Origin of the sequence: Lichenihabitans psoromatis (genome assembly GCF_004323635.1) — a bacterium.
GTDB lineage: Bacteria > Pseudomonadota > Alphaproteobacteria > Rhizobiales > Beijerinckiaceae > Lichenihabitans > Lichenihabitans psoromatis.
Genome location: NZ_CP036515.1, coordinates 4,246,081 through 4,261,584, shown reverse-complemented (window position 1 = coordinate 4,261,584; position 15,504 = coordinate 4,246,081). Strand labels below are relative to the sequence as shown.

General features: G+C 63.2%; 11 protein-coding genes and 1 tRNA gene. 8 read left to right on the top strand and 4 right to left on the bottom strand.

Annotated elements, in window-relative coordinates; all coding sequences use genetic code 11:
- Positions 1-58 precede the first annotated feature (58 nt).
- Positions 59-1,930: a M3 family oligoendopeptidase gene (locus tag EY713_RS19940; protein WP_131118490.1), complete on the bottom strand. Its 1,872-nt coding sequence runs from the start codon at positions 1,928-1,930 to the stop codon at positions 59-61.
- 293 nt (positions 1,931-2,223) lie between these two features.
- Here EY713_RS19940 and EY713_RS19935 point away from each other — a divergent pair, with 293 nt between their 5' ends.
- From EY713_RS19935 to EY713_RS19915, 5 genes are all read left to right on the top strand, one after another.
- On the top strand, positions 2,224-5,433 hold the full coding sequence (locus EY713_RS19935) for an autotransporter family protein (RefSeq protein ID WP_131118488.1): 3,210 nt from the start codon (positions 2,224-2,226) through the stop codon (positions 5,431-5,433).
- Between the two features lie 233 nt (positions 5,434-5,666).
- Positions 5,667-6,155: a hypothetical protein gene (locus EY713_RS19930; RefSeq protein WP_131118486.1), complete on the top strand. Its 489-nt coding sequence runs from the start codon at positions 5,667-5,669 to the stop codon at positions 6,153-6,155.
- 132 nt (positions 6,156-6,287) lie between these two features.
- On the top strand, positions 6,288-7,763 hold the full coding sequence (locus EY713_RS19925) for a sigma-54-dependent transcriptional regulator (RefSeq protein WP_131118484.1): 1,476 nt from the start codon (positions 6,288-6,290) through the stop codon (positions 7,761-7,763).
- A 188-nt stretch (positions 7,764-7,951) separates the two neighbouring features.
- Positions 7,952-9,934: a L,D-transpeptidase family protein gene (locus EY713_RS19920; protein WP_245572807.1), complete on the top strand. Its 1,983-nt coding sequence runs from the start codon at positions 7,952-7,954 to the stop codon at positions 9,932-9,934.
- 235 nt (positions 9,935-10,169) lie between these two features.
- Positions 10,170-12,053 carry a peptidoglycan L,D-endopeptidase MepK gene (locus EY713_RS19915; RefSeq protein WP_245572806.1) on the top strand — a complete coding sequence of 628 codons (1,884 nt, stop codon included), beginning with the start codon at positions 10,170-10,172 and terminating at the stop codon, positions 12,051-12,053.
- A gap of 83 nt (positions 12,054-12,136) precedes the next feature.
- Here the strand turns inward: EY713_RS19915 and EY713_RS19910 are convergent, their stop codons facing one another.
- Positions 12,137-12,382 (bottom strand): DUF2312 domain-containing protein, encoded by a 246-nt coding sequence (locus EY713_RS19910; RefSeq protein ID WP_131118482.1) that lies wholly within the window; start codon positions 12,380-12,382, stop codon positions 12,137-12,139.
- 189 nt (positions 12,383-12,571) lie between these two features.
- Here EY713_RS19910 and EY713_RS19905 point away from each other — a divergent pair.
- Positions 12,572-12,648, top strand: a tRNA-Arg gene (locus tag EY713_RS19905).
- Positions 12,649-12,880: 232 nt separating this feature from the next.
- Here the strand turns inward: EY713_RS19905 and EY713_RS19900 are convergent.
- Entirely contained in the window at positions 12,881-13,837 is a 957-nt protein-coding gene (locus EY713_RS19900; protein WP_210215287.1) for a tyrosine-type recombinase/integrase, read from the bottom strand.
- Positions 13,838-14,331: 494 nt separating this feature from the next.
- Entirely contained in the window at positions 14,332-14,556 is a 225-nt protein-coding gene (locus EY713_RS19895) for a hypothetical protein (RefSeq protein ID WP_131118480.1), read from the bottom strand.
- Positions 14,557-14,855: 299 nt separating this feature from the next.
- On the opposite strand from EY713_RS19895, the gene EY713_RS19890 reads away from it, so the two are divergent.
- The gene (locus tag EY713_RS19890) at positions 14,856-15,131 is read left to right on the top strand and encodes a hypothetical protein (RefSeq protein WP_131118478.1); all 276 of its coding nucleotides are present in this window, start codon (positions 14,856-14,858) and stop codon (positions 15,129-15,131) included.
- A 150-nt stretch (positions 15,132-15,281) separates the two neighbouring features.
- Positions 15,282-15,452, top strand: coding sequence for a hypothetical protein (locus EY713_RS22890; protein WP_165491204.1), 171 nt, complete (start codon positions 15,282-15,284; stop codon positions 15,450-15,452).
- Positions 15,453-15,504 lie beyond the last annotated feature (52 nt).

The window sequence follows — 15,504 nt, the reverse complement described above, 5'->3', positions numbered from 1 at the left end:
CCGTAAGTCGAGGGCAGGGCCGGGCTGAAGCGTCCGGCCATTTGTCGCGGGGTCGCTGTCAAGCGCGAGGCGGTGAGCCAGCCTCGAGTTCGGCAATCATCTCCTCGATGACGCCAAGTCCGATCTGCCAGAACGCCGGATCGCGCGCATCGAGGCCGAACGGCGCCAACAACTCGCTGTGATGTTTGGTACCGCCGGCCGACAACATCGCAAGATATCGCTCGGCAAAGCCGTCGGGAGCCTTTTGATAGACGCCGTAAAGCGAGTTCACGAGGCAATCCCCGAACGCATAGGCGTAGACGTAAAACGGCGAGTGGACGAAATGGGGAACATAGGCCCAGAACGTCTCGTAGCCTGGGCCAAGCCGGATCGCCTCGCCGAGGCTCGCGGCCTGGACCTTCATCCACAATTCGCCGATGCGGACGGCCGTCAATTCGCCGTTGCGGCGCTCCTCATGCAGCGCACGCTCGAATTGGTAGAACGCGATCTGCCGCACCACCGTGTTCAGCATGTCCTCCACCTTCATGGACAACAGGGCGAACCGCGCCTCCTGGGTCGGAGCCTTGGCGAGCAGCGATTTGAACGTCAGCATCTCGCCGAACACCGAGGCGGTTTCGGCCAAGGTGAGGGGCGTCGGTGCCATCAAGGCGCCGTTCGGGGCGGCCAGGACCTGGTGCACGCCGTGGCCGAGCTCATGCGCCAGGGTCATGACGTCGCGTGGCCGGCCCTGATAGTTCATCAGCACATAGGGGTGCGCGGATGGAACAGTGGGATGCGCGAAGGCACCCGGAGCCTTGCCGGGCCGCACGGCAGCGTCGATCCAGCGGTCGTCGAAGAAGCGCTGGGCAATCGATGACAGCTCCGGAGAGAATTGCCGATAGGCATCGAGCACGATGGCGCGGGCCTCGGTCCAGGGATGCGTGATCGCCGGCATGTGGGGAAGGGGCGCATTGCGGTCCCACGAGTCGAGCTTGTCCTTGCCGAACCAGCGCGCCTTCATTCTGTAATATCGATGCGACAGGCGCGGGTATGCGTCTTCGACCGCCGATGAGAGCGCATCGACGACCTCGCGTTCGACGCGGTTGGCCAGGTGGCGCGAGTCGGCCACGTCCGCAAAACCACGCCAGCGATTCGAGATCTCAAGATCCTTGGCGAGCGTGTTGGTGATGAGCGCGAAGGTACGCGAATTTTCGCCGAGCGTTTTGGACAAGGCCTTGGCGGCTGACTCACGCTTTTCGGCACGTTCGTCCTGCAAAAGATTGAGAACCGGTTCGAGCGTCACTTTCTCGCCGTCCACATCGAACCGCAGGCTGGTGATCGTCTCGTCAAAGAGCCGGTTCCACGCGCCGCGACCCGTCACCGACTTCTCGTGAAACAGTTGCTCGATCTTGTCGTCGAGTTGGAACGGCCGATCCTTGCGGATGTCGTCGAGCCAAGGCCGGTAGTGGCTCAGCGGCGCCGTGACCGCTGCGGTCTCGATCAGCGCATCGTCGAGACGGTTTAATTCGAGCGTGAAGAACAAGAGATCGGATGAGATCGTCGTGACCCGCTCTTGCGCGTCGCCGTAAAATTTGGTGCGCACGGGGTCGGCGGTATCGCCAACGTAGACGAGGCTCGCGAATGACATGATGCGGCCGAGGACGTCATCCAGCGCCTCGAAGCGTTTCACAGCCTGCTCGAGGAGCGCCGAAGCCTCAGCTCCTTCAGCCAAATCCTGCAGTTTGCCTTTGTAGGTCTGCTGAAAATCCGCAGCCTCGGTCGCGGCCCGGTCGAGATCGGCCTTGTAGGCCGGGGCATCCATCGACGCATAAAGGTCGGACAAGTTCCACTCCGGCAGGCGGCCGAGATCGCGCTGATCGACGGGATCGGACCGGTGTGCCTGGAGGGAACGGAAGGGGCGCAACGGTCCTGAAGCTGGCGCGAAGGTCATGGAATCTTTCTATCCATTGGTCTGATCGTCGGGTTCAGACTGCACAAAGGCAGGTGCTTATCGGCTCGTATGTAGCGACGATTTCTGCTGCTTCCATGGCAAAACGTTTTTGTCTCAGCCTGAGACCCCATCGGTTTCGGCAAACCGTGGGATATTTTCACACATAAGGCAAAAATGTGGCATCCTCGCCACATTGCAGATCTGAGTTGGTCAGCAATCGGTATATGACAGCAACGTCACAGACTAATGGGCTGTAAGTCGCCTCACTTCAAGCGGGTCGAAGGATTCCCAAAATGCGTCTGATGTTAACCGTGTCGACTGCGGCCTTGGCCGTGGCGACGGTTGGGTTGAGTGGTGGCGGAGCATTCGCTCAGGCCGTCAACACCTCGCCGTCCAACGCCAATCTTCTCAATCTGCTGGCTCCATTTCTGTCGCTGAATTCAACCGCGACGGGTCAGGCCACGCTGCAGCAGAATCTCAACACGACGGTGTCGATCAACAATAGCGCTTCCACCGCGATCCGCGCGCAAGCGATCAGCGACAAGTCCCTTCCGGGCAGCATCTCCGCGGCCTTTCCGACGGCAGGCACCATCACACTCGCCAATGGCCAATCCGTGACGCTTGGTGTCGCCGACAACCTCGCGGGCGGACTTCCGCTGCAGGCCATCCAGAGCAACCCGGGCCAGCCCGGCACCATCGCGCCGATCCAGAATGTCGGTGGCTACGGCAATGTGCTCGGCGCCAATTATCAGACGGGGATCCGGGCCAGCACGCCGACGACCGGGCCGCTGGCCAACACCTACAAGCTGTTGAACTCGGCTTACACATTCACCAGTGCCGACCTCGGCGTCGCGAAAAATTACTTCGCCAACGGCGCGGCCACCAACCCGAGCACCACGCCGGCGGGTTACGTTCCGGTCGCAGCGGTGGCGCCCGCGGGCTACACGCTGCCGACCTTCAACGGTTTGCCGAACACCACCAATAGCGTTCTCGATCTCGCTTATGGCGTGACCAACAAGCAGCCCGGCCAGGACGTCTATGGCAGCTCGCGGCCGGTGCAGGTCGCGCCGACCCGGATCAATGCTTTCGATCCCACGGCCCTCAATGGCCTCGCCACCAACCCATCGTTCCCCAGCGGCCACACCACCTACGCCTACACAGACAGCATCCTGCTCGCGATGTTGACCCCGTCGCTCTATCAAAGCTCGCTGGCGCGCGCCGCCGATTACGCCAACGACCGGATCGTGCTCGGCGTGCATTACCCGCTCGACATCATCGCCAGCCGCGCCCTCGCGAGCTACGACCTGTCGCAAGCCTTCACCAACCCGCTCTACATCAACAACGCCACCACCACGAGCGGCACCGCCATCAACCTGCCGACCCTTTTCACCGGCGCGCAGACTGAACTCTCTTCCTATCTCAGCACGCAATGCGGCGCCGCAGTCGCCACCTGCGCCACGAGCGCGGCCAATACGGCCAACGACCCCTACGTTCCGTCGGCGACCACTCAGGCGACCTATCAGCAGCGCCTGACCTACGGCCTGCCGACCCTGACCTTTGCCCAAGCCCCGCAGGAAGCGGCGCCGGCCGGTGGTCCCGATGCGTCGATCCTGCTCGCGCCGATTTATGGCGGCAGCACGACAGCCGCAGCCACGATCGCGCCGAACGGCGGTATCAACGGTCAGTTGCAGACCAGCACGATCAATCAGATCCTGGTCAATACCGAAACCAACGCTCTCGCCGCCTTCTACGGAACGTCGCTCAGCTACTGGACCCGTATCGACCTCTACACAGCGGCCGGTTATTTCAGCAACGTCAACGGCACCTTGACGATGGCGGCCGCTGATCGGCTGACCACGCCGGTGACGATCGGAAACGGCGGGACGCTGTACGGCAATGGCGCGACCATCACGGGCAACGTTACGGCCAATGGCGGGGGCACCTTCGGGGCTGGCTCGGCCACGGCGGCCGGCACCACGACGGTGAACGGCAACCTCGTGCTTGCGGCCAATTCGAACCTCGTTTCGACCGTGACCCCGACCGGCTCCAGCACGGTCGCGGTCAACGGCAACGCGGCCCTCAACGGCAACCTGCGTCTCGCGGTGGTCGGCAACGCGAACCCCTTCACCCAGTTCAGCGCCGTGACGGCGACGGGCGGTGTGACCGGTCAATTCGCGACGGTCGGCTCGGCCAACACCAACGTGAACACCATCGCGAGCTACAACGCCAATGCGGTGACGATCACGCTCAACCGCACGGACGTCAATTTCGGCAACCAGGCCGCGACCCAAAATCAGGCGCGCGTCGGGTCGGCCATCAGCAACGCGGCGCAGACCACCACGAATGCGACGGCCGGCGCGCTCGTCAACGCCATCTACCAGAACTACCAGGTCTCGCCGGCACAGGGCCAGGCGGCTCTCGACAACGTCAGCGGCGAAGGCATCGCGGCGGCCCAGGGTGCTGCCTTCCAGTCCAGCGCGGCTTTCGCGTCGTCGATCTCGGACGAGCAGAACGCGCGCCGGACCGAGACCTACGCGGTTGTTGGCGCTTCGCCTTACGGCGTGTTGCCGACCGGCGCTCAGGGCTATGCCCCGATCACCAAGTCGCCGTTCCCGGCCATCAAGGCTCAAGTCCTTCCGCCCGTGAATCCCTGGCACGTCTGGGGCGGTGGCTTCGGCGGCTCGAGCAACATCGACGCATCGGCTCGGCTCGGCACCGCTCGGCAGAATGATACCTTCTACGGCGGACAGGTCGGCGTCGACTATCGGGTTCAGCCGAACTGGCTGATCGGTGCGGCGGTCGGCGGCAGCGAGGCGGACTTCAATGTTCCCAACCGCGCCACCAACGGCACCGTCACAGGCGTGCACGGCGGTCTTTATTCGACCTACGGCTTTGCCAATTCCTTCTACCTGCAATCGAGTGCCGTGCTCAGCGGCTTCTCGAACGACACCCACCGCACCGCCGGCGGCTTCGGCGGCCTCGGTGCGCAACGCCTCAACGGCTCCTATGACAGCTTCGAAGTGCGGCTGCGCGGCGAAGTCGGCAAGCGGTTCGACTATGGCACGACCGGGATCACGCCGTTCGTGGCGGTCGAATATGCCAACCTCCAGTCGGATGGCTTTTCGGAAACCAGCAACGCCGGCGTGGGCACGCTGGGCTTGAACGTGCGTGACCGCACGACCGAAAGCCTGCCGGTCTTCGTGGGTGCTCGCTTCGACAGCATCTATGCGATGGGCAACGGAACGGTTCTCCGTCCCTACCTGACCCTGGCCTATGTTCACGAGTTCTCGCCCACCCGGAACCTCGTCCACTCCTTCTTGTCCTTGCCCAACGCAACCTTCCTGGTGGCTGGTGCCCGTCCGGCCGAGGATGCGGCCCAGGTCAAGGCCGGCTTCGAATACGGCCTTCGTCCCGGCGTCGCCTTATTCGCCAACTTCGACGGCGAGTTCTCAGGCATCTCCAACACCTACGCCGGCCAGGGCGGACTTCGCGTCAGCTTCTGATCGTTGCTTGCCCCCCGCTTTCAAGCGGGCCTGACGACCTCGACAGCCGGATCCTTGGATCCGGCTGTTTGCGTTTTACGAAGTTGTTTCGCGCGGCCGACACGCCTCAGCTTCGAATTATACTAAATCCTGTTTTGCCTCTGGAGCATTGACCCAGCATCATCGCGACAATACTGCAGCCCTATGCTTGTGCGGACGGTCCCCGCCCGCTGGATCTCGATGGAGACTGCCGCGTGATCACCTCCGCTTTCGATGCCGATCCTCAGGCCGCGGCCGCCGATGCGGAACGCCTGCTGTTCACCAATTACCGATGCTGGATGGCGGGTTATTCAACGCGCGATATCAGTTGCTGGGAGATCGCCTGGAACGCGCTCGCCGGAACCCTCGGTGTCGATGCCGCGCGCCCGCTTTACGGCGAATTTCACTGCTTCGTCCGGACCATCCTCGAAACGGCGCGTCGCGACATCGGGTGGCGACCGACGGGATGCCGATGCCCTTGCCGTGACGAAACCCTCGTCCTGGCTTTGGTTCAAGCCTCGCAACGGGGACAGTCCGACAACGAGGCGACGACCGCGCGTGATCTGCTCGGGCACGACGATTGTCGGGCGTTGGTGGCATCGAGCCGATCGCTGGGCCGTGCCCTCGCGGCGCTCGATCTCCGGCTCGGCCTCGATCATGCCGAGACCGCCGGCGCCTCTTCCTGTCCGCGGCTGTTGCACTAAGCGCGGCTGCAAGCAAAAAACTGCCTCAAAATAGCACGCTTAGAGCCGCGGAACGGCCGCCGTTAAGGTCGCATTTACCCTGTCGGTCCACCATTCGGTAACAACTCGCCGTATGGCGGCGACCGAGGGCGCATGATCTCCAACATCCTGATTGTCGACGACGATCCCGTGCAGCGGCGTCTGCTCGAAGCCATGGTGCGCCGGTTCGGCTACGAGGCCGAGGTCACCGATGGCGGCGAGGCCGCTTTGGCCCGATTGGCAGCGGTCGATGGCAAACCAATCGATCTTGTCATCCTGGATCTCGTCATGCCAGATGTCGATGGCCTCACGGTCTTGGCCCGCATGAAGGACGCGAAGATTACGGTCCCGGCCATCGCCCAGACGGCGCATGGCTCGATCGAGACGGTGATTTCGGCGATGCGGGCAGGGGCGCTCGATTTTGTCGTGAAGCCGGTCGGGGCGGAGCGCCTCTCGGTGTCGATCAAGAATGCGCTTCGCTTTGATGCGTTGGAGGACGAGGTGCGTCGCATGACGCGCCGGGCCAGCGGCTCGCTCACCTTCAAGGAAATCACGACCCGCAGCGACGACATGGCCCGCATGATCCGGCTCGGTGAGCGCGCGGCCAAATCCAGCATCCCTGTCTTGATCGAGGGTGAGTCGGGCGTCGGCAAGGAATTGATGGCGCGCGCCATCCAGGGGTCGTCGGACCGCAAGGGCAAACCCTTCGTCACGGTGAATTGCGGTGCCTTACCGGAGAATCTCGTCGAGTCGATCCTGTTCGGGCATGAGAAGGGGGCCTTCACGGGTGCCACTGAAAAGCATGCCGGCAAATTCGTCGAAGCCAATGGCGGAACCTTGTTCCTCGACGAAATCGGCGAGTTGCCGCTCGACACCCAGGTCAAGCTGCTGCGCGCCTTGCAAGAGGGGGAGGTCGATCCGGTCGGCGGCCGCCGCTCGGTCAAGGTCGATATCCGCCTGATCTCGGCCACGAATAAAAATCTGATCGAGCTCGTCAAGCAGGGCAGCTTCCGCGAGGACCTGTTCTATCGGCTCAACGTGTTTCCGATCACGATCCCGCCGCTGCGGGCGAGGCGGGTCGACATTCCGGATCTGGCGCGTCGTTTCATGGCTCGTTTCGCAGCCGAGGAAGGCAAACCTGTCCGCAGCATCAGCCACGAGGCGCTTGCGCTGCTGAGCAAATATGATTGGCCCGGCAACGTGCGCCAGCTCGAGAATGCGTTTTTCCGGGCGATCGTTCTGGCCGACAGCCACGAACTGACGGTGCTCGAATTTCCACAGATTGCCGCCCAGGTGGATGGTTTCGACGTCCGGGTCCCGGCCGCGCCGGCACCACTTTCTTCGACGGGCGCGGTCGAACGTGAGATCGTGCGGGTCGAGATGCGGGATCCGAATGTCCTGCGCCTGCTCGACGAGAATGGCGACGTGCGGCGGATGGAGGATATGGAAGCGGATCTAATTCGTTTTGCCCTTGCGCATTACCGCGGACAGATGTCCGAAATGGCGCGAAAACTCGGCATCGGACGCTCCACGCTCTATCGGAAGATGAAAGATTTCGGGCTGAACGAGGGCGATGACGTTGCGGCCTAAAAGCCTTGTGACGGTTCCGCAACGCCTGTCCGAGAATGCGCCATGCACAGGTGCCCATGGGTTAACCGGGCATTGATTTAACGGCGCTAACTCTCTTCAACAACCTAAGGGTCACCGATGCGTCGGCGCCCGACTGCGGCGTCGCGACAAGCTTTGGCGTGATGCTGCCCTGTCCTGATGGAGTGAGCATGCGGACGCATTTGTTGCGGGCGACGTCGATCCAGCTTCTGGTCGTCCTGCTCGGCACCGCCGCGCCCATGCGGGCCTCGGCGGCGAGCGCGGATGCTTCGGGTTTGCCGACGCATGCGGCGCTGGCGACACCCGATCCGGTCATCGCCATGCCGGTGGTTCCGGCTGCCGAGGTCGTGCTCAAGCAAGGGGACTTGCAGGCGGAGGTGACCGGGTCGATCGCGGATCAGACCGGTCGCGGCACCTCGCCCGGCACCTCCGATCTCAGGGCCGTGCCGCCGGCGCTTCCTCTCGACGGACCGGATGACAACCCGGCTGCGACCCTGGCGGCTTTGCCGAATACCGCGGCACCTGCCGCGCTTTCTGCAATTGCGATCGAGCCATCCCCCGCATCTGCTGCTGCCGCAGCGCAAGCGACACCCGAAGTTGCTCCACCCCTCGACCAGCCCACCACGATCACGGCGGCTCCGGTTTCGGTCGATGCACCGACGCCGATCGGTCTCGATGCAGCATCGCTTGCCCACGCTTTGACCGCTTTCGCGACCGATCTGCCGTCGGGCGAAAAACCGGCGCAAATGGCCGAGCGACATAAAATTCGCGACGCGGTCGTGGCCTTCTACGCGGCCCGCGACAATGCCCCGCTTTGGGTCGTCGACGGTCATCTGAGCGATGCGGCGCGATCGGTTCTGGATCGGCTCGATCACGCCTCCGAGGACGGGCTCGATTTGCGCCGCTACGCGGTTCCGGTCCCACGTCACGCCGACACCGACGCCCTGGCTCGCGCCGAACTCGCGCTGTCGGAAGCGACCATCGCCTATGCGCGGCAGGCCAGTGGGTCGAGGGTCGATATCGCCAAGCTCGGCGGCATCATCGATCTTCGCCCCGATGTCGCCGACGTGCCGCGCGTGCTCGGCACCGTCCCGGGAGCCATGGCGGCAGGCGATATGCTTCGCGACTTCAACCCGGCACACCCCGGCTATGTGGCGCTCCGTCTGAAGCTGGCCGAACTTCGACGCCGTTACCAACCCGGCGCGGAGGCCCGCATTCCGGCCGGGCCGACCCTGAAGGCCGGCATGCGAGACGCCCGCGTCCCGCTGATCCGCGCTCGATTCGGGCTCGATGTGGCGTCCGACGAGGCTGGGCTTCCGGCGCTTGTTTACGACACCAAAGTCGCGGCGGCTGTCGCCGATTTTCAGCGGACCAATGGCTTGCGGGCCTCCGGAATTCTGACGCCGCAGACCGTCGCGGCTCTGTCGGGCGGCGATCCGTCCCGCCTGGAAAGCACCATCCTGGCCAACATGGAGCAGTGGCGCTGGCTGCCGCGAGACCTCGGTACCGACCATATCGAGGTCAATATCCCTGATTTCACGGCCGCGATAATGCATGACGGAGTCGTGGCGCACAAGACGCGTGTGGTCGTCGGCCAACCCACGAAGCCGACTCCGGTCTTCGCTCAGCAGATGCGGTTCATCATCGTGAACCCTTACTGGAACGTGCCGCTGTCGATCATCAAGAAGGAGATGCTGCCGAAGCTGGCGGCCGATCCGATGTATTTCCAGAATCACGGCTATGAGGTGATCGAGCGCAATGGCACGACCTTCGTGCGCCAGCCGCCCGGCGACGGAAATGCGCTGGGTCGGATCAAGTTCATGTTCCCCAACGATCACGCGGTCTATCTGCACGATACCAATGCGCGCAGCTTTTTCGGCCGCGACATGCGGGCGTTGAGCCATGGATGCGTGCGGGTGGAGCAGCCGTTCAGCTTCGCCGAAGCGGTCCTCGGGCCAGAGAACGGCTGGAGCGAGGCCCGCGTCAAGAAGCTGATTGGCGGCAAGGAGCGCACCATCATGCTGCCGAAACCGCTACCGATCTATACGATGTATTTCACGGCTTTCGTCGATCCGCAGAGCGGCTTCCAGCTCCGTGACGACGTGTATGGCTACACCGGGCGGGTCAAAGCCGCCCTCGGTCTGCAGGGCTAACGCCCCAACGTCACGCGCGATGATGAAGACGGTCGCTGGCCTGGACCCGCCGTTCGGCTCTCGCGAGTCAGAAAGAATTGCGCTTTTTTTCGCCGCGAACTGGGGCTAAAGGGGAAGCGTGGCGCGTGTTCGAGCAAGCGACGGCGGATCGCGGTTAGGATCCATTAACGCTTTTTCGTGAGAGTTCGCGTTCCATCTTGCACGTTGCACATTGGGCACTTTGTGGCCGATGTGTTTGAAACCTATCGATGGCGACGAGCGTGATCCGGTCCGACAGGCCCGGTTTTCTGAGTTCGGCGCGGCGGTTCAGTTCCACCAGCGGGTCTTTGCATTGAAACAAACGCATGTGAGCGCGATGATCATGCCGCTGGCACATTGGCGGTGGGTCGTCGGCTTTGCGGTGGCTGCGCTGGTCGCCTTATCGCCCGGCGAGACGCAGACCGCCATCGCCAACGGTGATACAAGGACGATCTCGCTCTACCATGCCCATTCGCATGAATCGATCACTGCGACCTTCATGGTGAACGGCCAGTATGATCAGGCGACGCTTGACAAGCTGAACTGGTTTCTGCGCGATTGGCGCAACAACGAAACCATCAAGATGGATCCCCGGCTGTTCGATACGATCTGGGAGGTGTATCGCGAATCGGGATCGCAGCAGCCGATCGAGGTGATGTCGGCGTATCGGTCTCCGCAGACCAATGCGATGCTCCGTCGCCGCTCGCGCAGCGTGGCCGAACATTCCCAACATATTCTCGGCCGCGCCATGGATCAGCACTATATGGACGTGCCGATGTCGCGCATTCGGGAACTCGGCATGCGCCTGCAGCGCGGCGGCGTCGGGTTCTATCCGACGGCCGGCACCCCCTTCGTGCATCTCGATGTCGGCGGCGTGCGTCATTGGCCGCGTATGAGTTATGACCAGCTTGCCCGGCTGTTCCCGGATGGGAAGACGGTCCATATTCCGTCGAATGGTCAGCCACTCGCTCATTACGAGGAAGCCCGTGCCGAACTCGAGGCGCGTGGCGACGGGGCGGATTATCCGACCGCGACCCAACTGAAATCGAAGGGCTTCTTTGCCTGGCTGTTCGGCGGTGGCGGGAGCGACGAAGACGACGACAATGCGCAAGCCGGGATCCGCGCATCGCGGCAGAACCAGCGGGTCGCCTCCATCGACCGCACGCAGACCGGGTCTGTCGAGGTCGGGAATTACGGCAATTCGTCACGCGATGGCGGCACGCATAGTTTCTTTGCCTCGCAGCCGCCCCGCGTCGCCTTCCCGTCGCAACCCGCTCCCCAGCCGGCAGCGCCCGCGCCATCCGTCGCGCAAGCTCCGCCTGCCGCACAGATGTCACCGCCGCCGGCGGCCGCTCAGCAGACCTTGGCGAATGCGATGATGGCGGAGGAGCGGGCCAAGCACCAGGGGCTTGACGCTCCGCAGCCGGCTGCAGTGGCCGATCTTCCCTCGCCGGGGCAGCCTGTCGGCGCGTCCGACCCGACCCAGGCTCCGACCGCGCCGCTTCCGCCGCGTCGCCCTGTCGAACTCGCCTCGCTTGGACCGGGCGCACCGCTCCCGCCGACCCGTCCGACCGATCGGGCCAGTCTCGTGCCGCATGACGCGATCCGGTCTGGCCTTCCGGTTCGGCAGGATTCAATCGGGTCGCTGATCGGCAATGTTCGCGTGGCGCGCCTGCCGGATGTCATCACGCAGGGTCCGAACGGATCTCAGCGCCAGACATCGCCGGTGCTTGGTTATGCGGCGCAACCGTCGTCAGAGGGCTGGCGCGTCGGTCCGTCTGGCCGCGTGGCCGCTCCGTCTGTGCCGATCCCCGTGCCTCGGCCGCCGACGATGGTGTCGACCCATCTGGATCGATCGAACTTCAGGAGCTTGACCCGGCCGGACACGACGGTCCGAACGGCGACGCGGTCTTCGCTCGGCTCGGTTGTCCCGGCCCTCCGCGCAGCAGCACGAAGCGACAGCGAAACCTTGGTGCCGGTGCCGACGGCGCGTCCGAGTGCGTTTCAGCCGCGCGCATCCGAACTGCCGACCGACCGGTTCTCCGGGTCAGTCGGCAAGCAGGGCGGACTCAGCCGGAGCGGCAATTCGAACGTCGACTGACGACGCTCGTTGAGAGCGGCTACGCAGCTCCCGATCGCTCGGCTGTCGGCCGGCGATCGGTTGATATGCAATAGAATTGTCGATTAGCCGGCCATGCCGAGTGCCGCGAGATAAAGCTCGAGGATCTCTTCTTCTTCGCGCCGCTTGTCCTTGTCCTGCTTGCGGATCGCGACGACCTTGCGGATGATCTTCACGTCATATCCGGTGCCTTTGGCTTCGGCATAGACATCCTTGATATCTTCCGCGACCTGCTTCTTGTCCTCCTCGAGCCGCTCGATGCGTTCGATGAACGACAGGAGGTGTTTTGCTTCGGCGGTATTCGGATCCATTCTGGCCCTTGAAATGCTTTGAGCGCGCTTTGTGCGACGGGCCGCAGGCATGGAACGGAGCGGCGCGTCCGTCAAGAATTTTGGCGATCAAGCTGAAGAGGTCGGGCAGGGGCCCGAGACCTAGTGTTCGGGTTGGGATTGCGGCCGCAGACGCAATGCGTTAGGAACGGCTGGCGGCTCGATTTGCCTGCACCCGTAGCTCAGCTGGATAGAGCGCTGCCCTCCGAAGGCAGAGGTCACACGTTCGAATCGTGTCGGGTGCGCCAGCAATTTCAACAATTTAGAACTTGCCGGACGTGGTCTCGAAGTTTCGGGGTAGCACCGGGGTAGCACACTGGTCCTGTTTCGATCGAACTGCCTAGCCCGAGTGGCGGGCCAGAACGGTTTTCAGATCGGTCATCAAATCCAAGCCATGGGACGAGGTCTTGGGCTGAGCTAAGTCCCGCATTATGTCGGCCTGCCGGTGTCTGTCCACCGCGCCGTAGCTGGTGAACGTCGTTAGGACGTGGTCGTGCCCCAGGTTTTGGGACCACGCCTTGAACGTTTCTGGAGTCGTGCAACCCGTTCGCCAAGCGTCGCGAGAGTTCGGCGAAGGGAATGCGGATTATGATAGGGCAAGCCCGCCGCTTCAAATGCGCGCCGGAAGATAGCGCGTATTGGGGCGGCGCTGCTCCAGCCCTTGCGGTCCAAGCCGATGGCGCGGAAACCACCCGCCTCGCCACGAGCTACCTTCGTCTTCGGGAAAAGAGCGTCCTCAGGACCCCAAAGCCGTTCGCGGCAAAGAAACGTGATCCACTCGGTCACGATGCGCCGCGGCTCTTCACCGACTGGAAAAAAGTCCGTCGTCATTGTTTTCGAGAACTTGGTTCGGACCTCGCAGGCGTCCTGCTCGATGCGGTCCCTCGCGAGGTCGACGTGTTTCATGCTCAGTGAGGCGATGGCGTTGTCACGCGCGCCGGTGAGGATGGCAAAGGCTACGATCGCACGGTCACGCTTCTCGATATCGGTTTCATGTGGCATCCAGGCAAGCACGTGGTGCACTTGCTCCAGAGTCGGCGAACGGCCTTCGCGAGTCGCCTTCGCGATAGCGGTATCGGCCGCAGAGAGGTGGAAAAAGTCAGCGTCGGAATAGCTGAGCTTGGACCTGTATCCCTGCTGACCGGCAAGCCACCTAAAGAAGGCCTTCAGTACGGACAGAGTCGTGTAGAGCGTCGCTTTCGTCAGCTTCTCCGAGGTACGCACGCTGCGTTGCTCGGCGAGGTGGCGCTTGAAGCCGATCGCGTGTTCTTGCCGGAAAGTGCCGAAGTCCCGTCCCTTCGTGTACGTCTCGAAACGCGCGATCGCAGCGGCGGCAACGTCGATCGTGTGTTCGCCGTTGCGTTTGGCCTCGCCGAGATAGATGAAATAGGCGCGCTTGATCCGCGTATTTCGAGCCCTTGCGGGTGCAGTGCTCATCGGGTTCCTCCAATTTGGCGCAAATCACAGTTCAGGATGGGTTGTGCACTCCCTCTTAGGGTTGGCGGTGCTGGCGCGAACGTGATGTCCAAGGAGCCGGGATTGGCGACGAGGCGCGACATGTTCGCGCGACGGTGCATTATCCCATCGCACGTAGGACAAAGGCCTCGTAGGTCGCCCGTGGTCTCGGTGACCGGTATGTAGTCGACCATGCCGAGGGCTGGCGCCTTCGCCTCACGGCATCTCACGCAGAACAGGCCGTGCGGCCCGCAAGGCCGCCTGGCACTGACGCGGCGCCTCTCCAGGAACGTCCGGACCACAATGCCCTCGAAAAGGAACGGCTTGCGATCGTCCACCGAGTCGAGGCCGGTCTTCCGCCAAGCTAAGATCGTGTTCTTATGGCATTTGAAGAGCCGGCTCAGTTCGGTGACGTCGTAGGAACGGTGCGCCTTCACCAAGCGCGGATTCGGATAGCGCGTTCCCATCCCGCCAGCTCACGCCAGCACCGAGGTCGACTTGCGAGGCTCGCCGATGCGCGAGCGCGCCCACTCGTCCAGGTCGGTCTGAAGGTAGAGCGGGAAGCGGCCAGCCTTGCGGAACACCGGGCCGCCGCCGACGACAGCGAGCTTTGCGAGCCAAGCACGGGAACAGGGTAGTCCCCACTGGCCCTTGACGTAGTCAGCAGCGGCATCGCGGCGGTAAAAGCGTTGCGTGTCCATCGGCTCATCCTCGGTCTAAGCCGGGCGACGCCCGGCAATGACCCGAAATTGAGGCAGTTCACCGCCGGAAATCAGTGTGGAGATTTCGGTGACGAGCGTGGAGATTTTGGCATCGAGCGTCTTGAGGTCGCCACGCGCTTTCGGCCGGCCGTGGCCCGCGATGGAAGCCCGACCCGCTGCCGAGCCTGCGACCATGTACGGTCGAAGCCGCGAGAGGTGAGGCCAAACCCTGTGGCCAGAAGAGCGGCCGCGTCGCTCCGCCGGAACGCCGCCCGGCCCCCTTCGTCGAGGCCCGAGAGGTGATCGACGAGAACGCGGACGGCTCTTGCCTCCGTGCTCTGCATCGCCACCGGATAGGTTGGCGCTCCGTCGGTAGGCTCAGGATCATTGTGCTGGACGGGACGCCATACACCTTGAAAGTTGTGCAGCGTGAAGTGCGGGTCGAACCGATCACGTACATCGCCGACATGGCATTCATAGCGGAAGAGATCGAGATGGCCGTGATCGAAAATGTCGGCTCGCGGGTGTGTCCAGGGACCTGCTTGGAACATCCGAGGCTGCTGGACGAGCATTAGGCTTTTTCCTGCCCAATGCACGGCTGACGTCTCCCACATCTCCCGATAGGTGACTTCGGTCTTTGAGCCATCTGTAAAACGAAAGCGGATACGGCCGTTGGCGAGGTCACGCCTCAGCCGTTCCGCTGAATCGCCAGGTCCGCCGAGTCGGTGAATGTAGGGGCGAAGGTCGCGACGACACGGACCTGTCTCGACCTCGCCAAACGCATAGCGGCTGGCCTCGACAAGCAGGGCAATCGCGGCGGCCTGACCCCCAACTGCCCGAGCCCGCTCAAGCTGATCAAGCAGGGACTGTTCGCGGAAGGCGACCCATGCCAATGAGAAGAGGAGCGATTCGTATTCGTTCACGCATCGAGCTTAGTGATTTCGAACC